26 protein-coding genes are annotated in these 26645 nt (G+C 45.7%); 10 read left to right on the top strand and 16 right to left on the bottom strand.

The window, feature by feature from the left end:
• Positions 1 to 73 precede the first annotated feature (73 nt).
• From cas3 to glnE, 4 genes are all read right to left on the bottom strand, one after another.
• The gene (gene cas3 / locus Q0N89_RS05375) at positions 74 to 2614 is read right to left on the bottom strand and encodes a CRISPR-associated helicase Cas3' (RefSeq protein ID WP_294034159.1); all 2541 of its coding nucleotides are present in this window, start codon (positions 2612 to 2614) and stop codon (positions 74 to 76) included.
• Between the two features lie 75 nt (positions 2615 to 2689).
• Positions 2690 to 2872, bottom strand: coding sequence for an oxidoreductase-like domain-containing protein (locus Q0N89_RS05370; RefSeq protein ID WP_294034157.1), 183 nt, complete (start codon positions 2870 to 2872; stop codon positions 2690 to 2692).
• Between the two features lie 99 nt (positions 2873 to 2971).
• The gene (locus Q0N89_RS05365; RefSeq protein ID WP_294034155.1) at positions 2972 to 3904 is read right to left on the bottom strand and encodes a branched-chain amino acid transaminase; all 933 of its coding nucleotides are present in this window, start codon (positions 3902 to 3904) and stop codon (positions 2972 to 2974) included.
• 222 nt (positions 3905 to 4126) lie between these two features.
• The gene (glnE, locus tag Q0N89_RS05360; RefSeq protein WP_294034153.1) at positions 4127 to 6982 is read right to left on the bottom strand and encodes a bifunctional [glutamate--ammonia ligase]-adenylyl-L-tyrosine phosphorylase/[glutamate--ammonia-ligase] adenylyltransferase; all 2856 of its coding nucleotides are present in this window, start codon (positions 6980 to 6982) and stop codon (positions 4127 to 4129) included.
• A gap of 156 nt (positions 6983 to 7138) precedes the next feature.
• Here glnE and Q0N89_RS05355 point away from each other — a divergent pair, with 156 nt between their 5' ends.
• From Q0N89_RS05355 to Q0N89_RS05345, 3 genes are read left to right on the top strand one after another with little or no spacing between them, the layout of a single operon-like run.
• Positions 7139 to 7528: a DsrE family protein gene (locus Q0N89_RS05355; protein WP_294034151.1), complete on the top strand. Its 390-nt coding sequence runs from the start codon at positions 7139 to 7141 to the stop codon at positions 7526 to 7528.
• A 9-nt stretch (positions 7529 to 7537) separates the two neighbouring features.
• Positions 7538 to 7843, top strand: coding sequence for a hypothetical protein (locus tag Q0N89_RS05350; protein ID WP_294034149.1), 306 nt, complete (start codon positions 7538 to 7540; stop codon positions 7841 to 7843).
• 24 nt (positions 7844 to 7867) lie between these two features.
• Complete coding sequence (locus tag Q0N89_RS05345) at positions 7868 to 8191, top strand: TusE/DsrC/DsvC family sulfur relay protein (protein ID WP_294034147.1); 324 nt, start codon at positions 7868 to 7870, stop codon at positions 8189 to 8191.
• An 82-nt stretch (positions 8192 to 8273) separates the two neighbouring features.
• Here Q0N89_RS05345 and Q0N89_RS05340 read toward each other — a convergent pair whose 3' ends face one another.
• The gene (locus tag Q0N89_RS05340; RefSeq protein ID WP_294034145.1) at positions 8274 to 8612 is read right to left on the bottom strand and encodes a 5-carboxymethyl-2-hydroxymuconate Delta-isomerase; all 339 of its coding nucleotides are present in this window, start codon (positions 8610 to 8612) and stop codon (positions 8274 to 8276) included.
• A gap of 38 nt (positions 8613 to 8650) precedes the next feature.
• Positions 8651 to 9199, bottom strand: coding sequence for a tRNA (cytidine(34)-2'-O)-methyltransferase (locus Q0N89_RS05335; RefSeq protein WP_294034143.1), 549 nt, complete (start codon positions 9197 to 9199; stop codon positions 8651 to 8653).
• A 192-nt stretch (positions 9200 to 9391) separates the two neighbouring features.
• On the opposite strand from Q0N89_RS05335, the gene Q0N89_RS05330 reads away from it, so the two are divergent.
• The gene (locus tag Q0N89_RS05330; protein WP_254731405.1) at positions 9392 to 9532 is read left to right on the top strand and encodes an entericidin A/B family lipoprotein; all 141 of its coding nucleotides are present in this window, start codon (positions 9392 to 9394) and stop codon (positions 9530 to 9532) included.
• Between the two features lie 92 nt (positions 9533 to 9624).
• Here Q0N89_RS05330 and hemW read toward each other — a convergent pair whose 3' ends face one another.
• The 4 genes from hemW to Q0N89_RS05310 form a co-directional block, all read right to left on the bottom strand.
• Entirely contained in the window at positions 9625 to 10803 is a 1179-nt protein-coding gene (gene hemW / locus Q0N89_RS05325) for a radical SAM family heme chaperone HemW (RefSeq protein WP_294034139.1), read from the bottom strand.
• Positions 10800 to 12005, bottom strand: a complete 1206-nt coding sequence (locus tag Q0N89_RS05320) for a DEAD/DEAH box helicase (protein WP_294034174.1) — start codon at positions 12003 to 12005, stop codon at positions 10800 to 10802. The genes hemW and Q0N89_RS05320 overlap by 4 nt, the downstream gene beginning before the upstream one ends.
• Before the next feature lie 150 nt (positions 12006 to 12155).
• Complete coding sequence (locus tag Q0N89_RS05315) at positions 12156 to 12587, bottom strand: hypothetical protein (protein WP_294034137.1); 432 nt, start codon at positions 12585 to 12587, stop codon at positions 12156 to 12158.
• A gap of 176 nt (positions 12588 to 12763) precedes the next feature.
• Complete coding sequence (locus tag Q0N89_RS05310) at positions 12764 to 12970, bottom strand: cold-shock protein (RefSeq protein WP_078253881.1); 207 nt, start codon at positions 12968 to 12970, stop codon at positions 12764 to 12766.
• A gap of 325 nt (positions 12971 to 13295) precedes the next feature.
• Here Q0N89_RS05310 and aroQ point away from each other — a divergent pair, with 325 nt between their 5' ends.
• Both aroQ and Q0N89_RS05300 read left to right on the top strand, forming a co-directional pair.
• Positions 13296 to 13757 (top strand): type II 3-dehydroquinate dehydratase, encoded by a 462-nt coding sequence (gene aroQ, locus Q0N89_RS05305; protein ID WP_294034135.1) that lies wholly within the window; start codon positions 13296 to 13298, stop codon positions 13755 to 13757.
• Complete coding sequence (locus Q0N89_RS05300) at positions 13750 to 14049, top strand: TfoX/Sxy family protein (RefSeq protein WP_294034133.1); 300 nt, start codon at positions 13750 to 13752, stop codon at positions 14047 to 14049. Before aroQ ends, Q0N89_RS05300 begins: the two co-directional genes overlap by 8 nt.
• 90 nt (positions 14050 to 14139) lie before the next feature.
• On the opposite strand, the gene ttcA is transcribed toward Q0N89_RS05300, so the two are convergent.
• From ttcA to Q0N89_RS05285, 3 genes are all read right to left on the bottom strand, one after another.
• Complete coding sequence (ttcA, locus tag Q0N89_RS05295; RefSeq protein ID WP_294034131.1) at positions 14140 to 15225, bottom strand: tRNA 2-thiocytidine(32) synthetase TtcA; 1086 nt, start codon at positions 15223 to 15225, stop codon at positions 14140 to 14142.
• Positions 15226 to 15265: 40 nt separating this feature from the next.
• A complete protein-coding gene (gene rlmKL / locus Q0N89_RS05290; protein ID WP_294034129.1) occupies positions 15266 to 18061 on the bottom strand; it encodes a bifunctional 23S rRNA (guanine(2069)-N(7))-methyltransferase RlmK/23S rRNA (guanine(2445)-N(2))-methyltransferase RlmL in 2796 nt (931 codons plus the stop codon).
• A gap of 192 nt (positions 18062 to 18253) precedes the next feature.
• Positions 18254 to 19405, bottom strand: coding sequence for a mechanosensitive ion channel family protein (locus Q0N89_RS05285; protein ID WP_294034127.1), 1152 nt, complete (start codon positions 19403 to 19405; stop codon positions 18254 to 18256).
• Between the two features lie 314 nt (positions 19406 to 19719).
• On the opposite strand from Q0N89_RS05285, the gene Q0N89_RS05280 reads away from it, so the two are divergent.
• The 4 genes from Q0N89_RS05280 (at position 19720) to Q0N89_RS05265 (ending at position 23058) form a co-directional block, all read left to right on the top strand.
• Positions 19720 to 20628 (top strand): lysine exporter LysO family protein, encoded by a 909-nt coding sequence (locus Q0N89_RS05280; RefSeq protein ID WP_294034125.1) that lies wholly within the window; start codon positions 19720 to 19722, stop codon positions 20626 to 20628.
• Between the two features lie 203 nt (positions 20629 to 20831).
• Positions 20832 to 22367, top strand: coding sequence for an exodeoxyribonuclease VII large subunit (xseA, locus tag Q0N89_RS05275; protein WP_294034123.1), 1536 nt, complete (start codon positions 20832 to 20834; stop codon positions 22365 to 22367).
• A gap of 16 nt (positions 22368 to 22383) precedes the next feature.
• Entirely contained in the window at positions 22384 to 22710 is a 327-nt protein-coding gene (locus Q0N89_RS05270; protein WP_294034121.1) for a nitroreductase family protein, read from the top strand.
• 33 nt (positions 22711 to 22743) lie between these two features.
• Positions 22744 to 23058 carry a nitroreductase family protein gene (locus Q0N89_RS05265; RefSeq protein ID WP_294034119.1) on the top strand — a complete coding sequence of 105 codons (315 nt, stop codon included), beginning with the start codon at positions 22744 to 22746 and terminating at the stop codon, positions 23056 to 23058.
• 15 nt (positions 23059 to 23073) lie between these two features.
• Here the strand turns inward: Q0N89_RS05265 and dusB are convergent, their stop codons facing one another.
• From dusB to recD, 3 genes are all read right to left on the bottom strand, one after another.
• Positions 23074 to 24093 carry a tRNA dihydrouridine synthase DusB gene (dusB, locus tag Q0N89_RS05260; RefSeq protein ID WP_294034117.1) on the bottom strand — a complete coding sequence of 340 codons (1020 nt, stop codon included), beginning with the start codon at positions 24091 to 24093 and terminating at the stop codon, positions 23074 to 23076.
• 211 nt (positions 24094 to 24304) lie between these two features.
• On the bottom strand, positions 24305 to 24505 hold the full coding sequence (locus Q0N89_RS05255; protein ID WP_294034115.1) for a hypothetical protein: 201 nt from the start codon (positions 24503 to 24505) through the stop codon (positions 24305 to 24307).
• A gap of 54 nt (positions 24506 to 24559) precedes the next feature.
• Positions 24560 to 26632 (bottom strand): exodeoxyribonuclease V subunit alpha, encoded by a 2073-nt coding sequence (gene recD / locus Q0N89_RS05250; RefSeq protein ID WP_294034113.1) that lies wholly within the window; start codon positions 26630 to 26632, stop codon positions 24560 to 24562.
• Positions 26633 to 26645 lie beyond the last annotated feature (13 nt).

Genomic DNA, 26645 nt, shown 5'->3' with positions numbered 1-26645 from the left:
GTGGTTGTGTGTTGAAACTATGATACCATGTCTTAAATTATTAAGGCAAAACGCCCCTATCTAGGGGCGTTTATCATAAGACACACTCACTTGGGGATAGGACACTATCATCTGTCATCAAGCCAAACTTATCATCATAATATCCCGTATCTAGCACTAATAAGCCCGCTCGCTCAAAAACCGCCCCTTTGGGCAATTTTGCCAATTCATGCTCATACACAGTAATGGTGTAGCGTTGTAATTTGCGATAAACCCATTTGTGCTTAAGTGGGTCGCTTTGTAAATAACCAAACCAAGTCTCAAACGGCTCAGGCAATGCCAAGCTCTGCACACCGCCACTTTGAAACTCAAAGCCATCTTGAGCATAAGTAGCACAATCCACATTTTGACCATCTTGGGGCTGGTATCGCAACCCATCAAGCACTGATTGCCATGTTTGTATGGGTTGATTTACCAAATATCGCTCAAAAAATTCTGACAACTGCGTGGCTTCTACAATTTTTGGAGTGCCATCCTGCCAAGCCAATGGCACAAACGGCACAACCAATGCCACACCTTGATTGTCAATCAAACGAAACTTCTCTGAAGCGGTGCGAAATTTGATTGCCAAAGGATTTTGTTCTGAGACTTGCGCTGTCAAATCATCGGTAATTTTGTATTTATCCACCAAGCCTTTGGCACGAAAACGGCGAAAATACTCACTAAATGTCTGTGGCGACAAGGGGTCTGCTAATAGTCCTGCCGCAAGCATCTCTTCGGTAATATCCTGTCCTTGTTTTAGACTGCCTGTGGGAGCACCCTGCTCTGCCCGAAATACCACCACATCACCAAGCTTAGGCAATTTACCTTCTCGATTGCACCGACCTGCCGTCTGAATGATACTATCCAAGCCTGCCATCGCTCGATACACCACAGGAAAATCCACATCCACACCTGCTTCAATCAGCTGAGTACTTACCACCCACAAAGGCCTGGTTAGCTTGCCTTGATGATAAACTTGCAAATAATAGCGTATCAGGGCAACCACTTGGGTGCGATGGGTGGCACACATATTGGCGGATAAATGTAGCTTAATACCATCATCGGGCAAAGCTTCAAATAACAGACGAGCGTGTCGGCGAGTATTGACCACCGCCAGTACGCAGTCATGATTGGCAATATCATGAGCGACCTGTTGCCAAGTCTGCTTGGGCGTGTCTATCTTAGGCAGATGAATTTGTACACGTTGTAGCTTTTTTGCCAAGGCTGTCTTATCAAGGATGATTTCATGCACACCATCTAGTCCCTGCATATCCATTCGCCCAAAGGCATCCACTTCCTTGCCAAGCTCTGGTTGGGTGGCGGTACACAGCACAAATGTCACCCCAAAATCCCTTGCCAAAACACGCATCATATCTGTGATTGGCTTTTGAAACTCTCTAGGAATTTGCTGAGACTCATCCAAAATCACCACACTATCAGCAATATTATGAATTTTGCGACAGCGACTGGTGCGTGTAGCAAACAGACTTTCAAAAAACTGCACATTGGTCGTAACTATCAAAGACGCATCCCAATTTTCGCTAGCCAATCGGTTTTTGGCGGTTTCTTGCCCTTGTGCCACTTCAAGATTGCTATGATGCTCAAGCACCGCTTCATCACCCAAGACTTGACGAAATACGCTAGCATTTTGCTCAATGATACTGGTAAAAGGAATGGCATAAATAATGCGTTTTTTATTAAATTTCAGAGCGTGTTTGAGTGCAAAACCTAGACTTGCCAAAGTCTTGCCACCCCCTGTCGGTACAGTTAGGCTAAACAGCGACTTCTCCAAAGTAGCCGCATCAAAGCATTGCTCCAAGATGGCTTGACGCTCTTGGTTTAATGCCGATGGCTTAGCATTGTTGGCAAGGGCTGCCATAAAATTCTCGTAGCGATGATGCAGCTCATTTAGCGTCTCAAAACTTGGTCGAACACCGGCTTTTTTGGCATCATCAGCATTATCAAAGCCATGCATAAAGCTTTCGGTATCCAAAAAATCAGCATCCACTAGGCACGAAAACCAAAAACGCATCCAAATATGCAGTTCGCCCAATACATCATCACTATGAGCGACAATCTGCTCAAGCTGAGCAACCAGTTCACCTTCATCAAATTGCAAAAACTCGCTTGCCCCTTGCGATTGTGCTACGCCAGCAAGAGCAGCAGAGAGCTCATCATCCGCCTGTTGCAATCTATCCTTTAGACTACCCTTGTCATGCCAATCTGCAAGCCCTGCATGATGGCCTGCAATCAAATACGCCAATAAATGCCCCAATAACGGGTCAAGATGGGTGGTGGCGTACTTTGCCCCTGCGGTAGAATGGGGGCGTTTGGTAGGTTTGCTACTTTCCACATCTTCAAGATGTGCATTTTCTTTGTCAAATCCCGTGACTTGCTTGATATAGTCTTGAAAAGCTTGCTGAAACTTGCCCAAATCATGCCAAAGCCCTGCATAATGAGCAAACAGCTCACCCCGACCATCTGCAAATCTGACTGCCATTTGCGCCACTTTTGCCAAATGATCTTGCAATGCATGAATGCACCAATTCCCTTGCATATCTTGTCGAATATGCGCCATCTGTACTTTATCCATGAATAGTCATCCTTTGCTCGCCCAAGATCAACTCACCAGCCTGATGCTCAAATCAGCCCACTGCCCTTTCTTAATTTACAACCCATGCAAAGCTTTATACTTCTCCAGCCGTTTCTGCTGTTCATCATACGCTTGCTTTTCTCGGTTATAGATTTCATAAACACAAAAATCACCACACTCACTACCACAGCATTCCCATGATTCAGGATAGTCAGGCTTAGGCAATAGGACTTCATTAAATGGTTTGGTTTCGCTCATAACACGCTCCTTTTTTTGTTTGATTATAACAAAATTTGCCATAAAAAACGCCCAAATCCACAGGGATTTAGGCGTCAATTAGCCACAGGCGACTATCAATTATTCATCAACAAAAGTCAGCCAGTGCTTGTATTGCTCATTGCGACCTTGCACCACATCAAAATACAGCGTTTGCAGTTTTTCGGTGATTGGGCCACGACCGCCATTACCGATGACACGGTCATCATATTCACGGATTGGCGTGACTTCTGCCGCTGTACCTGTCATAAAGATTTCGTCCGCCAAATAGAACTCATCACGAGTAATACGGCGCTCCACGACCTTGATGCCCAAGTCATTTGCAAACTGGATGATGGTGCGACGAGTGATGCCGTCTAGCGCACCACCTGCCAAATCAGGCGTGTGTAGCTCGCCATTTTTTACCAAGAATAGGTTTTCGCCAGAGCCTTGGCAGACATAGCCTTGCGGGTCCATCAAGATGGCTTCGTCATAGCCATTGCGGGTTACTTCTTGGTTGGCTAGGATAGACACAGGATAGTTGCTCGCGGCTTTTGCCTTACACATCGTGACATTTGGATGATGGTGCGTGTAGCTTGATGTCTTGACACGGATACCATTTTTGATGCCATCTTCGCCAAGATATGCACCCCAATGCCATGCTGCGACCGCTGCGTGGATGGTGTTGTCTTTGGCAGCGATGCCCAGCTTTTCAGAACCCACCCAAATCAGCGGACGGATATAGGCTGATGCCAAGCCGTTTTCACGCACGACATCTTTTTGGGCTTGGCATAGCTCATCAAAGCTATAAGTGCAGTTCAGCTGAAAGATTTTTGCTGAATTTAATAGACGCTCGGTGTGCTCTTGTAGGCGGAAAATCGCTGTGCGACCATCAGGCGTCTGATAAGCACGCACGCCTTCAAATACCGCCAAGCCATAGTGCAAGCTGTGGGTTAGTACATGAACTTTTGCTTCAGGTTGCTCAACCAAAGCACCGTCAAGCCATAGTTTACCTTGTTGGGTAGCCATACTCATAGCAGTTTCCTTATTTTAAGATAAAATTCATACAGTATCACCATTTTATCATAAATAATCAATTCCTAAAATTTATGACAAAATGACAACATCATCTAAATGGTTTGGATTATAGCATTGTTAATGGCGTTTGTAACGCTTTTTTGGTATCAAATTCTTGCAATTTTTATGATTGGATGATTGGATTTTCTTACCAATCCACCGCCATCATTCCGATTGCACTCATTGACCATTCAATCCGTCATCGCTCGGCGCTGTATCATCATCACCCAAGACATCTTGCCACACATCACGGACAAAGCGGCGCAATTCGTGCCATTCTTCATCATCGACGATGGTTTTTTGTTCAGATAGGGCAAGTTCGTGGGTTTTTTTGCGTAAGTCCAGATAAGCTTGGGTCAGTCGCTCACAGCGATAAACATCCCAAATCTGCGCCTTGCCCACTTCTTCAAAAATCCGCACATTATCCGGCCAAATTGCAAGCGTCGGATAGTCATGCGACAAGCTTAGCACCATAAACTGCGCCAAAAATTCGATGTCCACCAGTCCGCCAAAGTCTTGTTTGATATGAAATTGCTCGCCATCCGTGCCGTGGCGAGTGGCAGGCTTTGTACCCAAATGCGTCTGCATTTTTTGGCGCATCTCAATCACATCACTACGCACCTGCGCCGTATCACGCTTGGCAGTCAGTACTTTTTTGCGGATGCGGTCAAATTCTGTCAGCACCTTTTCATCACCAATCAAGCCACGAGCACGCACCAGCGCCTGATGCTCCCACGCCCATGCTTTTTCGTCTTGATACATCTCAAAGGCATGGGTTGAAATCACCGCCACGCCCGCATTGCCCGATGGACGCAGGCGAGTATCAATCTCATAAGCACGGCCATCACGGGTTTGGGTGGCTAGATAAGTCATCAGCTTTTGGATAAGTCGTGCGGCAAATTTCATACCGCTGATAGGTTTTTCGCCATCGGTTTCGCCTTTTTCGTCAATGCGATGCAAAAATACCAAATCTAAATCCGACGCATAACTCATCTCAAGCCCGCCAAGCTTGCCATAGCCAACGATGGCAAAGCCACAATCATCCGCACCCGCTCGCTCGCCATTTTGGAGTAGCGGAAAGCCATGCTTGGCTGTCAGCTCATCAAAAGCACGATACAGCGCTGATTCTAGCACCACTTCAGCGATAAAGGTTAGGCTATCCGACACCTTCATAATATGGCGAAGTCCAAGCACATCCGCAGTCGCCACCGCCAGCACTTGGGTCTTTTTAAATAGGCGAATGGCAGACAGATAACCTTCATCATCAAATGGCTCAACCCGCAGTAAGCTTTGGCGTAAAATATCGGTCAGCTCGCTCTTATCAGGCAGATGTAGATAGCGTTTTTGTAAGAAAGTATCAAGCAAAACTGGATAATGTGCTAATTCTTTGGCAATCCACGGGCTTGCTGTCAGCATCGGAATGAGTCGCACGGTGGCATCAGGGTTTTCGGTCAGCATCACCAGATAAATCGAGCGACGGCAAATTGCTTCAAGCAGTGCAATCAATCGTGGTAGCGCCGTCATCGCCGACTGCACACCATCCATCTGCGCATGGGTCAATAATGCGTGCAAAATAATCGGATACGCCTGCGACAGTCGCTCTTTTGAGACATCATCGAGCGAGCCGACCAGTCGTGAATTCATAAATTCATCCAGCTGCGCCATCGCTTCATCGCCCAAAGTCTCATGTAGTGAGTCGCCGATTTGCTTGGCGTTTAGGCTTTCTTGCTTGGGTGATTGACGGTCGGTCACCATCCGCCCAAACGGACGGCTGACATTTTGGCGATGTGCATCGAGCACCGAGCGAAACGATGTTACAGACTCGAAACCGAGCGTCTTGGCGATGGCAAGCAGTTCATCGCTATCGCTTGGCAGTCGCTGTGACTGATGGTCGTGGCGTGCTTGGATGGCGTGCTCAAGGCGACGCAAGAACCGATATGCCGATGACAATTGCTTACTTTCTTCGGCATCGATATAGCCAAGCTCAGTCAGCACCTGCATACATTCAAGACAGGCAGGATGCTCAGCGATGCGCACATGATGCCCGCCATAAATCAGCGCAAACGCCTGCACGATAAACTCAATATCACGAATACCGCCCACGCCAAGCTTAACATTATCAAGGTCTTGACGCTGTGTCTGCTGATTGATAATCATCGCTTTCATCTCACGCAGTGCACTAAAGGCACTGTAATCGATGTAATAACGATGAACGAAGTTTTTAATGATTTGGCGTAATTGCGTCGCAAATTCATCACTGATGTGGTTCACCACACGGGCTTTTAGCCAAGCAAATCGCTCCCATGTACGCCCATGCTGATTAAAATATTTCTCAAGCGCCTGTAAATGCAGCACCAGTGGCGAGCCATCGCCCCACGGACGCAGACGCATATCGACACGGAACACAAAGCCATGCTCGGTGTTCTCGTCAAGTAGCTTAATCACCCCGCGACCCAAATCACGCATGAATTTGTGGCTATCGATGCACTTTTTGCCATCGGTATCGCCATTGTCAATATGCACAAAAATCAAATCAATATCGCTTGATAAATTGAGCTCGCGCGCGCCAAGCTTACCCATCGCAATGATGGCAAGCTCGTCTTTGAGTTGCTTGGTTTTACGGCGAATGATGGGGTCGCCATAGCGATTGGTTAATTTGTGATAAACAAAATCTTTTGAAAATTCGATACAGCTATCGGCAAAATCCGACAGCTCACGGGTCAAACCTTCAAGGGTAATCACCGCCAAAGCATCTTGCCAAATCCATTTAAGCATCAAAAATTTACGCAGTTCACGAAGTCCTTTCATCACCATGTCTTCGTTAATGCTGTCTAAATAATTGGTCGTGCCAAGCCCCACAAAGCGGCGCACCAAAGCATCAAAATCCGCTCGAGCCATCGGTGTGCCAAAGCCAAATTCACCCAAAAACGCCTGTGCACGCTCGGTGTGCTTTTGATAAATTTGCAGTGCAAAGGGGCTAGCCAGCGCCAAAATATCCAGCTGTTCTTGGTTGGGGATAAAATCAAATGAGCTCATGAACACCATCTCTTTAGCTACACCCTTGTAGCACAAATCCAAATTTGACTTATTTTACACCAAAAATTGCGTTATAATAAGCCAATGCTTTGATTATTTATGACAAAGTCATTTATAACAGAACCATTATATTATTCTATTATATCATATTTTCTTATGCCTATATCAAAAATCCTAATACTTATCACCACATCACCGCACACGCATAAAGCGAAGCTTGCCCTAGCCGATGTCAGTACTCGCTTGGCAAAGGGTGAATCAGTGTCGGTGTTTTTTTATGGTGATGGAGCAGCCACCGCCAATCGCTTGATGTGGCAAACCGCCGATGTGCCAAACATTCGTGATGGCTGGACAGCATTATCCGAGCAGTATCAGCTTGATTTGCCCGTCTGTGTCAGCACGGCACTCGCTCGGGGCATTACCGACAGCGACAATGCCAAACGACACGGGCTAGATAGCGATAATCTACAAACACCCTTTCGATTGGTTAGCTTATCCGAATTAGCACTACTCATTGATGATGGCGTGCAAGTGGTGCAGTATTAAGGATTAATAATGAAATTTTTGATAACAATTAACACCGATAGCGAGCTAATCAGCTATGAAGCCATTGCCCTAGCATTCACTTTGGCGACTTTTGACCATGCGGTTCAGCTATCTTTTGGTAAGCATAGCTTAACAGTACTGATGGATACATCTACTCGCATCTATGGCATGGTGCAGTCGCTTGAGCTGTATGATTTGCCATTGGCTTATCATGAATTTGGTGATGACTTTGGCAAACTAAATCCCGCCATTCAAGCGGTCTTGACGACAGGCGCACCTGTGCTTGATGACTATGACACCGTGCTGACTTTTTAAGATAAATAATAAATAGATAATAAAATGACAGAACAGATATTATTACTTGATGACGATGGGCATTTGGTCAATCATTTGGATTGGACGCCTGCGGTTGCGCAGACGCTGGCTGATACGCTTGATGTGACACTGACCGATGAGCATTACCAAATCCTAGCCCAAGTGCGTGCGTTTTTTGAGACTTATCATCACAGCCCTGCCACACGCCCACTGATTAAGCATTTGATGACTACCTTGCCGGCACTTGATATTAGCAATCAAAAACTACAAGCACTGTTTAACACAGGCTTAGTTGCTCGCCATGTCAATCGCATTGCAGGCTTGCCAAAACCGCCTAATTGTTTGTGATGATGTTATTGAATCAGTGTGAAGTTATATCAAACAAATGGCTATGTCAAAAAAACCTTGTTAAACAAGATAAAGTTGGTACTTAGCCTTTTAAATACCCTGCCAAATCCACGACTTCCACGCCGTATTGGATATCTGGATTATCCGCTGATAGCAAGTTTTTGATCGCTGTCATTACACGCTCGGCAAGCCCTGCCTTAATCTTATCGCTACGCCCTGCCATGATAGCAACTTTGACATACACAAAGCCTTGCGACATTGTGCCATCACCCACTAGGTAAAACTCGGGACGATACAGGCGAGATTTGATATCAGACAGACGAAAAACGCCACTATCGCTCAGCACTTGATTGACAGCGGTTAGCGCAGCTTGTTCGCTCGCTTTGACACTTGGTGCAAGCTCGATGATGACTTGTGGCATGGTATTTTTCCTTTAAATCAATTACTTATCTATCTTGACTATCTAGAAGTTGGCTTATGATAGCCGACACTTTGCCCAACATCACCAACAAAGCCCAGCTGACGCCACACTTCATACAGACAAATCGAGACACTATTGGCAAGGTTCAGGCTGCGAGATTGTGGTAACATCGGCAGTCTTAGCCAATTATCCGCACCGATATCGGCACGCACATCATCAGGCAGACCATCGGTTTCGGAACCGAACACCACCGCCACACCACAGGCATCACTTTGACCATCTAGCCCAAAATCATAGTCATAAAACGGGCGGCTAAACTTGGTCGTCATCGCCACAAATCGGCTGACGCCTGCTGCCTGCAATACCGCTTTGGCACTCGCCCAATCTTCATGCACCTGCAGATTGGCGTATTCATGATAATCCAGTCCCGCACGCTTAAGCTTGGTATCATCGAGCTCAAAGCCCAATGGCTTGATAAGATGCAACTGTGCACCCGTATTGGCACACAGGCGAATGATGTTGCCTGTGTTATTGGGGATTTTTGGAGAAAATAGAACGATATGGATAAGTGCGTGATCGTATGACATGCGATTAACTACTTGATAAAGATTGGACTATTATAATCAACTAAATATTTCTTGTTTATTGCTATATGAAAAATAATGTAAAATTTCCAGATGAAACACTAGCCAAAAACCCAAAACTTAGCTAAGATAAAACTGCAGATATCGACAGGTATTTGACAATTTAAATTCACTGACTTTGATAAGGAAATTCACATGAAAAAATTACTCATCACCTCACTAGCTGCTCTAGTTGTGCTCACTGGCTGTAATACCGTTAAGGGCTTTGGTAAAGATGTTTCAAAAACTGGTGAAGCCGTTTCAAATACCGCAGAAAAAGTTGAAAATAAACTGTAATTCAATCAGTTTACCCTTTCAAAACTCGCCAAATCTTAGGCGAGTTTTTTGATGTGGATATCTTAAGATAATCCCAAATCACGCAAAACCACTTATAAAAACTGACTCACAAGATGATTGACATAACGAAAGCCCAATGCCGTCGGTGCAATCACAAGTGGGTCAAACACCATCAAGCCTTGATGCTGTAGTGGCATCATCTCATTATCAATGGTACTGACAAATAGCCCTGTACGCTCTTCAAACACCTGCGTCGTCGTGCCTTGTCTTAGACGTAGGGCATTCATCATAAATTCAAAGGGCAGATTTTCTTGGGCGATGGCTTCAAAGTTCACCATCTTTGGCGCGCCATCATAGTTTAGATAATCTTTTGGTAGGCGAGATTTTTGAAAGCGATAAATACCATCTGCCAACTCTGCTTGGTCAGCAACTGTCACTTTGCCATGCGCACCTGCACCGATGGCAAGATAATCACCAAATTGCCAATAGTTCATATTGTGCCGACAAGCCGTATCCGTACACCCCGCCCATGCACTGACTTCATAATTATCAAATCCGTGCTGTGTCAATACATCACGCCCTGCCGTCTCGATGGCTTCCATCATCTCTTCATCGGGCAAATCAGGTGGCGTGCGATGAAAAGCAGTATTGGGCTCAATGGTCAGCTGATACCATGAAATATGCGTCGCACCTGCATTGATGGCTGTGGTGATGTCATGCACGGCAAGGCTTGGCGTTTGATTGGGGAGTCCATACATCAAATCGGCATTGACCCTATCAAAGCCCGCTTGTCTTGCCTTGATGATGGCGCTGATGGCCTGCTTGGGATTATGGATACGCCCAAGCACTGATAAAGCTGTGCCATCAAAGCTTTGCACGCCGATGGATAGGCGATTAATGCCGATGGCAAGATAATCTTCAAATGGTGCGTGCTCAAGCGTGCCGGGGTTGGCTTCTAGCGTGATTTCACAGTCACTGGCAAACGGTAAAATCTGTCTAAGCCCATCAAAGAGCCGCGCCATCTCGGTGATTGGTAATAGCGATGGCGTGCCACCACCGATAAATACCGTGCCAATCTCACGATTTGCCAAAAATCGCACCTGCGATGACGCATCAGCGAGTAGCGCATCAACATAATCAGCAAACGGCGTATCACTTGGCAGTGCATGCGAGTTAAAATCGCAATACGGACATTTTTTGACGCACCACGGCACATGAATGTACAACGACAATGGAATGCGTGATGGCATCAAGGTCAACTCAGGGATCATGCGTCGCCCAAATCCGCCATGCTACGGTCTGACTCACCACCCGTTTCATCAAAATCAAACTGGCTTAGTTTGAATTTTTGGTCAATATGCGACTCCAGAGCAGGCAGGTTAAAGGCATCATTTTCGCTGACAAAGCTGATCGACACCCCCGTATGTCCCGCTCGACCCGTACGCCCGATGCGATGCACATAGTCATCTGGCATATCAGGCAAGGTAAAATTGATGACATGAGTGACATCATCGACATGAATACCACGCCCTGCCACATCGGTCGCCACCAAAATATTAACTTCGCCATCTTTAAAGCGTTGTAGATAGCGTTCTCGTTTTTGCTGTGCGACATCGCCTGATAGCATGGTCACATCATGATGACGGCGTAGATTGTCATACAGTCGCTTGACTTGATCCTTGCGATTGGCAAAGACGATGGCTTTTTTGACCGACTGATCCGATAGAATCTGACGCAGTGCCGTCATCTTTTCACGCTCGGTCAAGAGATAAAATTTCTGCTCAATGGCGGTATTGGTCTTGGACTCAGGCGCAATCTCCACAAAGGCAGGATGATACAACCAGCGATACGCCAAATTCATCACATCTTGGTTGAATGTCGCCGAAAACAGCAAGCTTTGGCGGTCAGTGTTGGCAGGCATATGACGCACGATACGCTTAATATCAGGAATAAAGCCCATATCCAACATACGATCGGCTTCATCTAGCACAAAGACTTCGACACGATCCAAGAACAGCACGCCCTTATTCACCCAGTCAATGATACGACCCGGTGTGCCGATCAGAATATCAAGTGGTCGTTTATTGATTTGTTCTGCTTGCTTATCAAAATCCGCCCCACCTGTAATGCACAGATTATACAGCTCACTAAAGCGAGTCAGCTCACGACAATCCGCCAAAATCTGCTGTGCCAGCTCTCGAGTCGGTGCAAGCACCAAAGCGCGTGGCTCACCCAAATAGCGTTTTTCATCTTTGGCAAATGGTTTTTTTAGTAGTGCTTCAATGATGGTAATCAAAAAAGTCGCCGTCTTGCCCGTGCCTGTCTGCGCCTGACCGATGGCGTCTTGATTTGCCAGCGTATGTGGCAAAATCTGCGCCTGAATCGGGGTCAATTTGGCAAAATTCAGCGCCTTGACTGCCTTTAGCGTCACATCGCTTAATGGCAAATCTGTAAATCGGCTAAACTCAGCCATTGGCTCAGTGGGTGACTGCACAGCTTGCACTGCAGTTGACTCAATGGTGGCTTGAGTTGTCGTTTCGACAGCTAAATCTGACATAAATTATTAAATCACAGTTAATCAAATGAATAAAAAGTGCATGATCATTACCATGCACTTTGGCGTTTATCCTTTTGGCGGTGTGCTGATGTCGGCAATACAGGTGCTCATGCTTTGTTGATACACCGCTTGCACAAAGCCCGCTTTATCTTCTTGGGTGTCATACACCTTAGTTTCCCACATACCATCGATATTCATCCGCCAAAACTCGCCAAGTTGTTTGGTCGCTTCTTTATCTTCAGAGCTATCATTCATCGCCTTGATGATGGTCTCAAGCTCTTTGGTCGCGTCCGTCTTGCTCATGCCACGCTGACGCATATCAGCCAGCACTACAAGACCAAAAGACGACGAATCACAAAATTGTAGCATCGCCATTTCTTCTTTAGTAAATGGTGCTTTTTCTGCGGCTTTGGTGGTAGTTTTAGTATCGGCAGCATTTGCCATCGTTGTGACAGCTAGAGTCGCTACAGTCAATAGTGTTTTTAGTGTTGTTTTCATTATAAATCAATCCAAATACTAAGTTGCGCTATCAAATTGACAGCAGTAATTATCATTATCGCATATTGTCAGATATTTTCATAGCCTAGTTTTGTATCCAATTTCTCGCTCATTTTTGAATCATTGCCACAAAACAAAAACTCGCCAATCATGACGAGTTTTTTGTTTTTTGATGATTATAGTTTCACCACTTCTTCGGCTTGTAGTCCTTTTTCGCCTTCAGTCACCACAAATTCCACTGGCTGACCTTCTTTGAGTGAGCGATAGCCTTCACTTTGAATGGCACGAAAATGCACAAACACATCTTCACCTGTGGCACGTTGAATAAAGCCAAAACCCTTGGCATCATTGAACCATTTGACGGTACCTTGTTCTTTCGACATGATAATTTCCTTATGAGCATACACCGATTTTTCTGTGAACGATGTACAATTTTAAAGCGATGGCAACTTACTAAAGGTTCACAATCCTTAGTGTTTGCTTGGGATTCCTAGCGTACAAGGTGCCACTGTTACAACTTAACGGCAAAAACCATTGGTGCTATCATACCTTGTTTACAAAACTAATACAAGTTTTTACGGATAAAAATAATCACCATTTAGTTGATGAATAATGCATTTTTTGCAAACTTTTAGTACTCATAAAAATTATTAATGAAAACTTGGCAAAAATCCACTAAAATAACCCAAACCCACTAAGGAATTCATCATGAGCACCAAAAAAATCGCACTCATCAACGGCCCAAACTTACACCTACTTGGCAAGCGTGAACCGCACATTTATGGCGCAACCACGCTACAAGATATTGAAGTACATCTAAGTAATCTAGCAAGTCGAGCAGGCATTGAGCTGATTTGTTTTCAATCCAATCACGAAGGTGCTATCGTGGATTTTGTCAGTGACATTGGATTATTAAGCGATACACCCGTCGATGGCGTCATCATCAATCCTGCTGCCTTTACCCATACATCCGTCGCCATCCGTGATGCGCTGTCAGCACTTAATAAACCCTTTATCGAAGTGCATCTGTCCAATGTCCATGCCCGTGAGCCATTCCGTGCACATTCGTATTTTTCGGACAAGGCGGTCGGGGTGATTTGCGGTCTGGGGGATATAGGTTATGAGATGGCGCTCAATTGGTTTGTGAAATATTTCTCAACACATGAATGAGCTTGCTGAATATCTCATCGATGTGCTGAGCCCGTTGGGTAAGCTTAGCACACGACGAATGTTTGGCGAGACTTGCCTGTTTGTCAATGGTCAGATGTTCGCCATCATTAGTGCAGACGGCGATATTTTTGTCAAAACGCATCATCTGACAGATGGCGACATACCCTTTACTTATCAGCGTCAAGGCAGGACTATCACCATGCGCTATACCAAGATTGATAATGACCTACTTGATGATACTGATATGCTAATTGATGTCATTCGTCAAAAGCTACACAATGAAAAAAGCTAGGTGATTGCCTAGCTTTTTCAATCAATACCGCCTGATAGCTTAGTGAAATAACTTAGTAAGATAACTTAGTAAAATTGTAAAATTACCAAATCACAACAACGGGTTAATCACAGGGATTTTGTTGTCTTTTTTATCATCTTCTTTGGCAAATTTAGGGTTAAAAGTCTGCACCAAAGGATTAATCGGCAAGCCCATTTTATCCAGCTCTTCGGTCACGCCCACCTGAATATTATCCCCTTCAAACAGCCTTTCATCATCATTACGCTCAAGGCTTAGATTTTCAAAGTCAAACAAATTGCGGTCGGCAAGCTGACTTGGGGCGACATTTTGTAGTGCCTTAAACATACTGGCTAGGCGTTTTGGATGTGCATGGTCCCATTCTCGCAGCATTTCATTAATCATCGCTCGTTGCAGATTTTCTTGGCTGCCACACAGATTGCATGGAATAATGGGGAATTTTTTGTAATTGGCGTATTTGATGATGTCTTTTTCGGCGACATAAGCAAGCGGACGAATCAGCACATTTTGTTTATCATCGCTTAATAGTTTGGGCGGCATGGCTTTTAGGCTGCCACCGTGGAATAGATTTAGGAAAAAAGTTGCCAAAATATCATCACGATGATGACCCAAAGCTACTTTGGTTGCACCAATTTGTTTAGCAAATCCATACAATGAACCACGACGCAGACGAGAACACGCTGAGCAGTAGGTCTTGCCTTCTGGGACGACTTGCTTGACGATGCTATATGTATCTTTTTCTAGGATATAGTACGGGATGCCTTGCTCAGATAGGTATTTTGGCAGGACATCTTCGGGGAAGCCCGGTTGTTTTTGGTCAAGATTGACCGCCACGACATCGAAGTGAATCGGTGCGATACGCTTTAGGAATAATAAAATATCCAGCAAGGTAAAGCTATCTTTACCGCCTGAGATACACACCATCACCACATCGCCATCTTCAATCATCTTAAAGTCGCGAATCGCCCACGACACTTCTTTGCGTAGCTTTTTTTGTAGCTTTTTAAAGCGGCTTGATTTGATACCATCATCAAATTCATGACGCTCATCATCAAGATTTTCTTCATCATCGACTTGGATAGAATTATCTACACCTGTGAGCACATCGCTCAGCTCTTGTTGTTCTTGGCGGTCAATTTCGTTTGTCTGACTTGTCATGTTTTACCTATTTTTCAATGCTTAATTTCGCTTAAATTTATCAATCTTTACGCTTAATGCGATAGCGTGATGTCGCTTGTACATCATCACTTAGCTTGTCATTGAGTTTTTGCGTCAAGCTTTGGGCAAGTCTTTCGCCATCAGCAAGCTTTGGATTGACATACACACGCTTGATGCTTGGCTTATCTATCGCTTGGGTTTTATCTGTTTGGCTACCAAATTGCTTGCTTTGTGATTTACCAAAAGGTTTGCCTTGCGCTGCTTTATTGGGCTTAGCAAAATTAGACTTATCAAAGTCTTTTTTGCCCAAATGCTTTTTATCGCCACGCTCAAAGGTTTTGCAGTCGCCTTTGACAGGCTTATCAAAAGATTTAAAGGCTTTATCAGACGGCTTATCCGATGTTCTGCCTGATGACTTATCTAAAGATTTCGCAAATGGCTTTTTATCCGCTTTATCTACTCTTTGATACGCTTGATTTCGGTCATTTGGCATATCATTGTCATCATGGACTTCGATTTGTGCCGTCTTGATGGCGTTTTTGTGGCGGATTTCAAAGCTTTGATGAATTGGTTTTTTGATATCAAAATCAAAACCAATGGTCTCATGCGTGATATTTTTGACATTATAGCGAGCCATCAAGCTCTCATCTAGCTCAAAGCGAGTGTAGTTATTACTAAAATACAGCACACCCCCTGCCGATAAGCGGTTCATTGCACGATTAATCAGCGCCACATGGTCACGCTGAACATCAAAAGTGCCTTTGAATTTTTTGGAATTTGAAAAGGTCGGCGGGTCAATAAAAATCACATCATATTGCTCAGTGTTATTTTTAATCCATTCAAACGTATCTTCAGATATGAACTGATATTTTAGTTCATCTTCATGGAATGCATCGAGCACCAAGCCATTTAGGGCAAAGTTTTGTTTACCCCAATCCAAATAATTCCCCGATAAATCCACGCTGGTCACGCACTTAGCACCGCCAAGTGCTGCGTGCACACTCGCCGAGCAGGTGTATGAAAACAGGTTCAGCACTCGCTTGCCACGACTTGCCGATTTGACCAGTCCACGCATATTGCGATGGTCGATGAACAGCCCCGTGTCGAGATACTCGGTGAAATTGACATAAAAATACGCCCCGTCTTCGCTTGCCACCCACATTTTTTTGCGCTTGGTGGTTTCGTTTTTGGTGTATTGTTCATTACCCGATTGACGGGCACGAGTCTTGATAAAGATGGACTCACGAGCCACGCCAAACACTTCACGCACCGAATGTAGCACCAGATTAAAGCGAGCTTTGGCGACATCAGCAGGGATTTGCTTGGGCGGTGCGTACTCTTGGACATGGATTTTGTCACCATAGACATCGATGGCGACATTGAAATTTGGCAAATCTGCATCATAGACACGCAGATTGGTCACGCCTTGTCTGACTGCTTGTTTTTTTAGATTAGCTAAATTTTTCTGTAGGCGATTGATAAATTCTTGGGCATCATCAATCTGCACATCACGACGCTCATAATCACGGATTAGGCTTGGCAGTGGCGATAGGTTTAGCTTGCCATGACGAAAATACACCGTCAGTGCACCGTTATGACAGCGTAAAGTATTCGGCTCGATGATTGGTAGTGTATCGGCGTGTTCGATGTGGCTGGCAAGCACCGCCATATATGCATCACTCACACCTGCTGTACGCAGTCCTGCACTCACCTGCAAGCCCACACCGTGATACAACGGTTTGATAAAATCACTGTCACCAAGTCGCTCGCCATACGGTGGGTTGGTGATGACAAGCAGGTTTGTGGTAGTGATTTTCTCCAGTGCACCCGATAGCTGTGCAACACTACGCTGCTCTAGCTGTACTTTGTGTAAAATTGGCGATAGACCTGACGCCATCAGATTCTTGTGGCACGCCTGCACCGCATGAGCATCAGCGTCAAAGGCGATGACAGTTAAGTGACTATTTTGTAATTTATCTAAATTATTATGAAATTGATTTTGGGCATTGGCGACCACCTCATCCCACAAGTCTTCATCATGATGTTGCCAACAATAAAAGCCAAATTCATCACTGACCTTATCCAATCCCACCGGATAATTGGCACGCATGAGCAGTGCTTCGGTGATGAATGTGCCCGAGCCACACATCGGGTCGATGATGGCATCAAACTCACCCTTGTGCCAACCACATTCATACAGCAACGCCGATGCCAAGTTTTCTTTTAGGGGTGCGGCGGTATTGGCGACACGATAGCCACGGCGATGCAGGCTAGTGCCTGATAAATCAAGAAATAGCTCGGCAAATTTATTATTCGCCGCTGCAAAAATCTGAAAGTCAGGCGACTTGGCATCGACATCTGGGCGTGCGCCAAAAGCACGGTTAAAGGTATCAGCAATCGCATCTTTGATACGCAAGGTGGCAAACTGCTGATTGACCGTCAGACGCTTATCGGTACTTAGGCGAATCGCAAATCGATGCTCAAGCCCGAACAGCTTAGTCCAGTCGATACGAGTGGTGAACTGATACAGGGCTTCTGGCACATCTTCGTTCAGCACTTCTATGCCATTATCCATTTTTTGTTTAAAATGATATTCACCAAGCGGCAACAACACACGGCTTGCCACACGGCTAAATAGGCAGATATGATACAGCTTAGCCAAATTCAGCGACACCAGCACACGCCCTGCACGCAGGATTTTTGGCGCAAGCCCAAAGCTCTCAAGCTCTATCACAAGTGCCTGCTCCAAGCCATCGGCACAAGTGATGACACCATGAAAGTCATCAGCATTAAAATTCGCCAAATCAGCAAAATAAGTCGGGGTGTGCGTGGTCATACTATCCAATCAATTACAAGAATAAAAGCTGATTATTATAGCATATATCATCGCCAAAATCCTGCACATCCGTTAAGAAAATAAACCGCTTTTGGTCACACATAGACACAAAAGCGGTTAAACATCATGGATTGATAATGTCTTTGGATAGTACTCTGGGTAGTACTTTAGGCAGTATCTTAGATAGCATCTTTAGACAGTGTCTGATGGCTTCTGAATAATCACTTTTTTAACATCATCCGCCCCATCATCAAGAATCAGCTTCATATACGGATAAGGCACTTCAACGCCTGCATCATCCAGCGCTCGTTTGATTTTTTCGTTGATATTTTCTTTAATCACAGGAATGCGAGCCACCGACAATGGCGCAACCCAAAAACGCACGATGATATTAATCCCAGACTCGCCAATGCCATCAACGGTGGCAATCGGTGCTGGATGCTTGAGCACGACTTCGTCTTTTTGGAGCGTCTTAATAATCGCACTGCGAGCCTTAGTGATATCGGCGTGTAGCCCGATACGAGTTTTGACATCAAAGCGAATCATCTTTTTAGATGTCAAATTCACCACTTCAGACGATGCGACCGCTGAGTTTGGGATAATAATGATGATATTATCACGGTCAAGGATTTGGGTCGCTCGCAGTGAAATCTTGACCACACGCCCTTCTTTGTCGCCCAAGCGAATCCAGTCCCCCACCTGAAACGACTGCTCCACCAAAATCACAATACCTGCGATAAAGTTCGCCAAAGTGCTTTGGGATGCCCAGCCCACCGCAAGACCTGCGATACCCAGACCTGCGACGATGGAGAAAATATCAAAGCCAAACTTTGCCATCACGGTGGCAAATGCCAAGACCAAAATCAGCACAAGTAACAGGTTTTTGAGCAGCTGTTCAATCGATGCATTCAAATCATAGTGCTTGAGCACGCTACTGACCATCTGCCCACTGACCGCCCACAGCACATAATAAAAGCCTGCCCAAGTCGCCGCCTTAGCAGTCGCCTTGACCAAATCCGCCTGAATACCAATCTGCGACATCACCGCAATCAGACTGGTCATAAACCACAGATAACGCAAAGTCGCACGGGCAATGCGTGCATAACGATGCGACAAATTAAAAATCTTGCGGACCGACTTGACCAGATAGACAAGTAGCCAATAAATAAAGCCAATCACCACAAGCAAAATGACAATCTTGATGCCCGTGCCCAAAAAAGACAAACCAAGCTTTGACCAGTTCAGCGTCTGGTCATCCAATGACCCACCCAATAGCCAATAGATATTGTGGTATAATTCCCTTAAGATTTTTTCAAAAAACTGAGTAATGTCAGACGCATTCATAATCGTGGCATCTTATTGAATTGATGAATAAATAACAGAAATATGCCCAGTATTTTAACAAATTAATTGACAAGCACCAATGATAAACTGTTTAATTTTGCTTGTTTTTTGCAATTTTTTCATCATCACTGACTTTATCTTCTCAAATTATCACTTTATCCCAAGTTTTACTTTTATTTATCCTATTTGTATCTTATAAATCATTCTGCTTATTTTGATGCGTTTTGGCAAAATGACGAAACAATGTTACAATAGCCATCTTTATTGTTATACCCAATCCATTTGACCATTCATCACTCAACTAAGGCATTCACATGGAAGGCATCATCACCCTATTACTCATCCTAAGCCCGATGTTTATTGGCTTTGCTCTGCCGACCAACACCGCATGGGTAAAAAAAGCCGAAACCGCACTGTCTTATTTGGTCTATATCCTGCTCATCGTCATCGGCATTGAGCTTGGTCTGGTCGAAAATCTGCACCAAAAACTCGGCGCAATCGCTGTCTATTTATCCACTTTGATGGCACTAACCATCAGCTTTGGCTTGGTGTCGCTCATGGTTTTTGACCGTATTTCGCCGTGTCAATATCGTGAACAAAGCGTAGGCGGCACAAAGCCAAAGGTCAGCATTCGTGGTAGCTTGGTGCAGTTATTTTGCTTGGCGGTGGGCTTTGTGCTGGCGCAGTTGTTACCACCCGAATTATTGCCCCATGACAAGACCACGACGGTGCTACTGATGGCACTGCTGTTCTTGGTGGGTATTTCGCTCAAAGGCTCGGGCATTAGCCTGCGTGAAGCCATGCTAAACAAACGGGGCTTACAAATCAGCCTTGTATTTATGGCATTTACGCTCTTAAGCGGTATCGTCTATGCACTGATTTTTGATGATGTCTCCATCACCAAGGGCTTGGCGTTGGCATCGGGCTTTGGTTGGTATTCGCTCTCTGGGACGATTATGACCGATGCTTATGGTGCAGTTTGGGGCAGTGTGGCACTGCTCAATGACCTTGGGCGAGAAGTGATTGCGTTGATTTTTATCCCGATGGTGATGCGTTATTCGTCATCATCTGCGATTGGTCTTGGGGGTGTGACGAGCCTTGATTTTACCCTACCGACCATTATCCAATCAGGCGGTACTAAGATTATGCCGCTGGTGATTAGCTTTGGATTTATTACCAATGTCGTTTCACCTGTGCTGATGGTGTTGTTTAGCTCGTTTTAATGATGATTGTGCGAATGACGAGCTTGGTAGAATTTGAACGACAAGCCAAATTTGGCTAATAACGACTAAATCAGCTTTCACCAAATAATTCCTAAGCCATCACGGATTACGCAGTAAAAAAGCAAAATTATCCTTTCAAAAATTGCGCAGCGCCCCACGCTTTGTTACAATGCCATTTATTATTTGCCAACTGATATCCGCCCATGCCAAAATCCATTGTCGAACAAGCGCTGCGTCTAGGAGCAAGCCTACCAAGTAGTGATGACATCACAGCCAAGCATCGCCAAATCGCCGCCGAGTTTGAAGCAGATATGGCAAATGATGCGCCAAAAGCCCTGCTTAGCGATACGCATTTGTCATTATCGGACTATTTGACGGCGGTCAAATTGGTCATTGATGACAGCTTTGACCATGAAGTGTGGGTGCGTGCCGAGATTCGCTCGATGAACACTAAAGGTGGGCATTATTATTTTGAGCTTGCCGAAAAAGACGATGCAGGCGACATCACCGCCAGTTGCCGTGCGACGCTGTGGCGGTTTCGTGCAAGTACTGTACTTGCCAAATTCAAGGCCGCCACAGGGCAAACGCCAAGCGCTGGCAGTAGCGTGCTGATTAAATGCTCGGCGAGCTTTCATGCGCAGTACGGCTTTAGCCTGAATATCAGCGATATTGACCCAAGTTATACGCTTGGTGAGATTGCGATGGCGTATCAAGCGATGAAAAAACGCCTAAGTGATGAAGGCTTATTGATGCTCAATCGCAAATTGCCGACGCCTTTTGATATTCGTCAAGTGGTGGTGATTGCACCCGAACAGGCGGCTGGTTTGGGCGATTTTCGTACAGAAGCTGACCGCTTAGTGTTGGCAAATGCTTGTCAATTTCATTATCATTATGCGACTTTTCAGGGTAATCATGCCCCGAGTGAGATTCGTGCCGCCATCATGACAGGGATGAGCCATTTTATCGAATCATTTGATGACTTGCCTGATTTGCTCGTCATCATTCGTGGTGGTGGTGCGGTGGGTGATTTGGCGTATCTGAATGACTATGAGCTTGCCGCACTCGTGGCGGAATGTCCTGTGCCTGTATGGGTGGGCGTGGGTCATGAGCGAGATACGGTGATTTTGGATGAAGTGGCGCATACCAGCTTTGATACGCCATCCAAAGTCATTCTTGGTATCGAATCACATCTGGTGGCGATGGTCAAAAAAGCCCAAGAGCAGATGACAAAAATCAATCGCTACAGCCAAACTAGCATCGCTCATGCCAAGCAAAACAGTGAACGTAGTCTTGAGCGTATTCGTCTAAATAGCTCACGCACGCTGATGCTCGCCAAAAAAGACAGCCATCATGAGCTCAGACAGCTCCAATCAGCCATCAAGCATCAAGCACAGCGACAAAAACAGCACAATGAGACACTCTTTAGCAGTATCAAATCCAATGCAACCAAAAAGCTCGCTACCGCCAAAGCACTTAGCCAAACTGCATTTGAGCGACATCAATCGCTTGGCACACGCCTACATCAGCTCAAAGAAAATTGCCGTCATCTACAAAGCCTGATTCTGATTCAGCATCCCAAACGCACACTACAAAAAGGCTATGCCATCATCAGTGATGAGACGCACACATCGATTGGCAGTATCACCAAACTTCATCCCAATCAGACGGTGCATATTAGCTTTGCTGATGGTAAAGCATCGGCAGTGATTGAGCATATTTATCCATCTAACTCCAAATAACCAAATAAGGAATACCATGACGACAGCTATCTCGGCACAAACCGCACTTGAGCTCATCCAAACTCGCTACACGTGCAAGGCATACGATGCTACCAAGAAAATCGATGATGCCACACTGCATACCTTACTTGAGATGCTTCGCCTTGCACCATCATCGATTAACATTCAGCCGTGGCAGCTTTTGGTCGCAGGCAGTGATGATGCCAAAGCAACCATCACCACCGCCATGACTGGTGGTGATGCACACAATGTGCCAAAGGTACAAAACGCATCACATACTCTGATTCTATGCACTCGCACGACGATTGATGATACGCATCTAACCGCCGTGCTACACGCCTAAAAAGACGCAAGTCGATTCGCTAGCGATGAGATTATGCAATCTCGCCAAGCGCTGTGCAGTCACTATATCAGCCAGTATGCCACGCAGCCTGAGCTGTTATTACAATGGGCGGAAAATCAAACCTTTATTGCGCTTGGACATCTACTGCTATCTGCCAAGCTACTTGGCATTGATGCGACACCGATCGGTGGCTATGATGCCGCAGTACTTGATCAAGCACTGGACCTGCCTGCCAAAGGGCTAAAAAGCTCGGTACTGGTCGCACTTGGTTATGCCAGTGATGCCGATGGCAATCGCACGCTACCAAAAGCTCGCTTGGCGATGGATCAAGTTGTGAAGTTTTTATAAGTATATTTAATAATACTACTCAGATGACGCTGTCAAAAATCGATCGACTGCCCGATACTGCTCGGCGGTCGTCTCGCAGGCGTACATCGCATCACGAAAGGCATTGGAATTGGGCAGACCGCCCGTATACCATGCAATGTGCTTGCGAGCGATACGACAGCCTGAGTATTCACCATAAAAGCGGTACAACTCTTCTAAATGCGTCAGGACAATTTGGCGTAGTTCTGCCACACTAGGCGGCGACAACTCTTCGCCTGTCTCGGCAAAATGCGCAATATCACGAAACAGCCAAGGTCGCCCCTGCGCCGCTCGCCCAATCATCACCGCATCAGCACCAGTTTGTTGCCAGACATCAAGTGCCTTTTGCGGACTGTCGATATCGCCATTGACGATGACGGGAATTGTTAAGCTATCTTTCACTTTTTTGATTAACTCATAGCGCGCCTGCCCTGTATAAAAGTCTTCACGAGTACGCCCATGAATGGCGATGGCGGCGATGCCTGCATCTTCGGCGATTTTGGCGACTTCTAGGATATTTTCTTGACCATTGGCAAAGCCAAGCCGAGTTTTGAGCGTGACAGGCACATCCACCGATTGTACAGCGGTATTTAGTAGTCTTTTGACCAAATCCACATCTTGTAGCAGTGCCGAGCCTGCCAATTTTTTGCATACTTTTTTGGCGGGACAGCCCATATTGATATCGACGATTTGCGCACCATTGGCAACCTGAAAGCGTGCTGCTTCGGCAAGCTTGTCAGGTTCAGCCCCTGCGATTTGGGCGGAAATCGGCGCAATTTCACCATCAAAATTCGCCCGATACAGCGATTTTTTGCGAGCGTATAAGGCGGTATCGGCAATAATCATCTCGCTGACGGCGTGCCCTGCACCAAAGGACTTGCATAGCCTTCGAAAGGGATTATCCGTCACACCCGCCATCGGTGCAACGAACAAACGGTTCTTGATTTCCAAACCCCCGATATATAAGGGTTTTAGCAAAGGATGTTGATTTTCAAGGGGTTTTTGGGGGTTTTGCATTGTGTGTTTTTCTATTGTTGTCTATTTTGCGCAATGATAAGCGTAGCAAATGCTAAGATTTGCCCGATTTTACACGCTAAAAGGCGTTTAGTAAAGAATCACTGGTGAAAGATGGCTGATGTGCAATCAAACATTGGAAAAGCACTTACCATTTTAAATAAAAAATCCAAACCCCTACTTTGGCAACTCTGAGCAATCCTATTAAACAGTGTTAATCACGCTGATTGGCATACATCTGCAAGGCTTCGGTGACGATTTGCGCTTGAGATTTGCCCGTTTGTTCGGATAATGTCTTGACTAGCGCCACTGTATCTTCATGCAGTTTGAATGCTTTATTGACAATGCCGCGGCGTGCCATAGATGCTTCATTGATTTCACGGCGTGTTTTGGGAGTGGATGTGATTTTTGGCATAACAACCCTTGATTTATAAAATAAACATTATAAAAAACTATACAACTTATCACCCTAACCCATCACTGCAAAATCCACAACCGCAAGCCCTGTTTGTCTGACGGTCGGTGTGGTCATCGCAAGCGTGATGGCAGGCTTGGTGCTGTATATCACCACTTGGGATTTGGCTCGGGTGATGGCGGTATAAATCAGCTCTTTTGACAGCAGGCGTGCATTGGTTTCGTCAAAGACGATGGCGATTTTTTCCCATTCAGAGCCTTGCGATTTGTGCACCGTGATGGCATAGGCGGTGGTGATGGTATGCTCATCAAGCACTTCGGCAGACAGCTTACGCACGCTATCACCTTCAAAATACACCGTCAAGCCATCAGCCCCCCACAAACACACACCAATATCGCCATTAAACAGACCCAAGTCATAGCGGTTTTGGGTTACCATCACCACACGCCCATGATACCACGGTGAATTGGATGGTGGTGTGTGCAGATGTTTGCGGTGCGTCTTGGATAAGTGCGTATTGATGGCATCATCGCCACACGCCCCCATGTGTGATGCGCACAGGATGCGGTAGTTGTTTAAGGTTTCAAAAATATCACTCACCGCCTGCGCCTGAGCATCCGTATCCATTGTGGCAAAGCGATATTGATACTGCTTGGTCAGCTCAAAATACGGCATAAAATCCGCCACCAAGCCATCATAACACGCCGTGATTTGCTGTGCTTGCAAAGGATAAAAATGCAACTGATTAAATCGCTGAACCAATGCATCAAACTCTGCAAAATCAGTATCATCATCCGCCGATTGCACAAGCTTTGCCAACTGCCCCACCGCAGATTTGTCATCAAATCGCTGAGATACCACAAGATTGACCCGATATGGCGACAAGCTAGGCATACGGCACAAATCCGCTAGCACCGCACCAGCATCGACAGCAGCAAGCTGATTGGCATCCCCAAGCAGTATCACCCGTGTACCTGTGGCGATTGCCGCTAGTAATTGGCACGCAAGCTCCGTGCCAAGCATGGATGCTTCATCGATGATAATCATCTGATACGGCAGTGGATTATTGGCATCATAGCGTGGCTTGCCCCGATTACCCATACCGAGCAGGCGGTGAATGGTCTTGGGTTCAGGTAGGCTAAGATTGTGCTTATCAGGCAATGATTTGTGTAGTGAGTTTTGTAGTGATTCACTCATACGCTGCGCTGCCTTGCCTGTCGGTGCGGCCAGTGCCAAAGATGGCATTTCACCTTGCAAATCACGCATCAGCGCAAGCACGATTTGTGCTACAGTGTAGGTCTTGCCCGTTCCCGGCCCACCAGTAATCAGCCCAAAGGCATGAGTTGCCACCAGTTTTACCGCTGCTGCTTGCTCGGCGTTTAGCCCTTCTGGTATGTCATCTGTGCCAAACGGCTGCACCAGTGCACGACTGAGCCGATGGATATGCGCCATCAACTGCGATTCTGCTCGGTAGGCACGCTGAGTCCACAGATACACCGCATCAGCGCTCATACTATAGCGAATAGGTGCGATGTGCTCGCCGTCATAACGCTTGCCATCTATATTGCTCGGTGTAAAAAACGCCTTCGGCAGACGCTGTGCCCATGTCATCAGATTGCCACCTGCGATTTTTTGCATTACATAGTATGCACGCAGTACCCACAAAAATCGCTCACGCACTTGGGTGATTTGTCCATCGCTGATGACCTTAGGCTGTGCCTTTAGCTGTGTAATCAGCGCATTGACTTGCTGAATTGTCCATGATGGCAACGCCTGTGCATCATCAAGCAGTACATTCATTTGGTCAAATACTGTATCAAACCCAAAAGGCGTATCCAAATACTGATTAATCTGCAGCAATATCGGCTCAAGACACAGCGACTGCCAAGACTGTAATGATGCGATACCAAGCGTATCGGCAGATTGATTATCAAGTTTTAATACAGTATGACCCGATGAGATAAGCTGTAATAATGCTTCATGAATGACATAAAAAGTCGCTTCATCTGATGCTTTTAGCTCAAACGGTGTTGCAAGCAATGACTTGTGCTGATACCAATTGGCATGGTCATGAATGCGTCTGGTGACATAGCGACTGATGCTATCTTCTAAAATGGTGCTTGCCATGATTGTTTATTAT

The organism is uncultured Moraxella sp., assembly GCF_945873075.1.
Classification (GTDB): domain Bacteria; phylum Pseudomonadota; class Gammaproteobacteria; order Pseudomonadales; family Moraxellaceae; genus Moraxella.
This window is presented reverse-complemented; position numbering and strand designations above follow the sequence as displayed.

Bases quoted from the DNA above. Each gene is read 5' to 3' on its own strand.
- Q0N89_RS05320 (WP_294034174.1), bottom strand. From the start codon at position 12,005: ATGGCTGAGTTTAGCCGATTTACAGATTTGCCATTAAGCGATGTGACG.
- Q0N89_RS05330 (WP_254731405.1), top strand. From the start codon at position 9,392: ATGAAAAAATTACTCATCACCTCACTAGCTGCTCTAGTTGTGCTCACT.
- Q0N89_RS05370 (WP_294034157.1), bottom strand. From the start codon at position 2,872: ATGAGCGAAACCAAACCATTTAATGAAGTCCTATTGCCTAAGCCTGAC.
- Q0N89_RS05300 (WP_294034133.1), top strand. From the start codon at position 13,750: ATGAATGAGCTTGCTGAATATCTCATCGATGTGCTGAGCCCGTTGGGT.
- rlmKL (WP_294034129.1), bottom strand. From the start codon at position 18,061: ATGACCACGCACACCCCGACTTATTTTGCTGATTTGGCGAATTTTAAT.
- Q0N89_RS05310 (WP_078253881.1), bottom strand. From the start codon at position 12,970: ATGTCGAAAGAACAAGGTACCGTCAAATGGTTCAATGATGCCAAGGGT.
- Q0N89_RS05335 (WP_294034143.1), bottom strand. From the start codon at position 9,199: ATGTCATACGATCACGCACTTATCCATATCGTTCTATTTTCTCCAAAA.
- Q0N89_RS05340 (WP_294034145.1), bottom strand. From the start codon at position 8,612: ATGCCACAAGTCATCATCGAGCTTGCACCAAGTGTCAAAGCGAGCGAA.
- ttcA (WP_294034131.1), bottom strand. From the start codon at position 15,225: ATGACAAGTCAGACAAACGAAATTGACCGCCAAGAACAACAAGAGCTG.
- aroQ (WP_294034135.1), top strand. From the start codon at position 13,296: ATGAGCACCAAAAAAATCGCACTCATCAACGGCCCAAACTTACACCTA.
- hemW (WP_294034139.1), bottom strand. From the start codon at position 10,803: ATGATCCCTGAGTTGACCTTGATGCCATCACGCATTCCATTGTCGTTG.
- Q0N89_RS05355 (WP_294034151.1), top strand. From the start codon at position 7,139: ATGCCTATATCAAAAATCCTAATACTTATCACCACATCACCGCACACG.
- Q0N89_RS05285 (WP_294034127.1), bottom strand. From the start codon at position 19,405: ATGAATGCGTCTGACATTACTCAGTTTTTTGAAAAAATCTTAAGGGAA.
- xseA (WP_294034123.1), top strand. From the start codon at position 20,832: ATGCCAAAATCCATTGTCGAACAAGCGCTGCGTCTAGGAGCAAGCCTA.
- Q0N89_RS05315 (WP_294034137.1), bottom strand. From the start codon at position 12,587: ATGAAAACAACACTAAAAACACTATTGACTGTAGCGACTCTAGCTGTC.
- dusB (WP_294034117.1), bottom strand. From the start codon at position 24,093: ATGCAAAACCCCCAAAAACCCCTTGAAAATCAACATCCTTTGCTAAAA.
- Q0N89_RS05270 (WP_294034121.1), top strand. From the start codon at position 22,384: ATGACGACAGCTATCTCGGCACAAACCGCACTTGAGCTCATCCAAACT.
- cas3 (WP_294034159.1), bottom strand. From the start codon at position 2,614: ATGGATAAAGTACAGATGGCGCATATTCGACAAGATATGCAAGGGAAT.
- Q0N89_RS05265 (WP_294034119.1), top strand. From the start codon at position 22,744: ATGCAATCTCGCCAAGCGCTGTGCAGTCACTATATCAGCCAGTATGCC.
- Q0N89_RS05345 (WP_294034147.1), top strand. From the start codon at position 7,868: ATGACAGAACAGATATTATTACTTGATGACGATGGGCATTTGGTCAAT.
- glnE (WP_294034153.1), bottom strand. From the start codon at position 6,982: ATGAGCTCATTTGATTTTATCCCCAACCAAGAACAGCTGGATATTTTG.
- Q0N89_RS05365 (WP_294034155.1), bottom strand. From the start codon at position 3,904: ATGAGTATGGCTACCCAACAAGGTAAACTATGGCTTGACGGTGCTTTG.
- Q0N89_RS05350 (WP_294034149.1), top strand. From the start codon at position 7,538: ATGAAATTTTTGATAACAATTAACACCGATAGCGAGCTAATCAGCTAT.
- Q0N89_RS05280 (WP_294034125.1), top strand. From the start codon at position 19,720: ATGGAAGGCATCATCACCCTATTACTCATCCTAAGCCCGATGTTTATT.
- Q0N89_RS05255 (WP_294034115.1), bottom strand. From the start codon at position 24,505: ATGCCAAAAATCACATCCACTCCCAAAACACGCCGTGAAATCAATGAA.
- recD (WP_294034113.1), bottom strand. From the start codon at position 26,632: ATGGCAAGCACCATTTTAGAAGATAGCATCAGTCGCTATGTCACCAGA.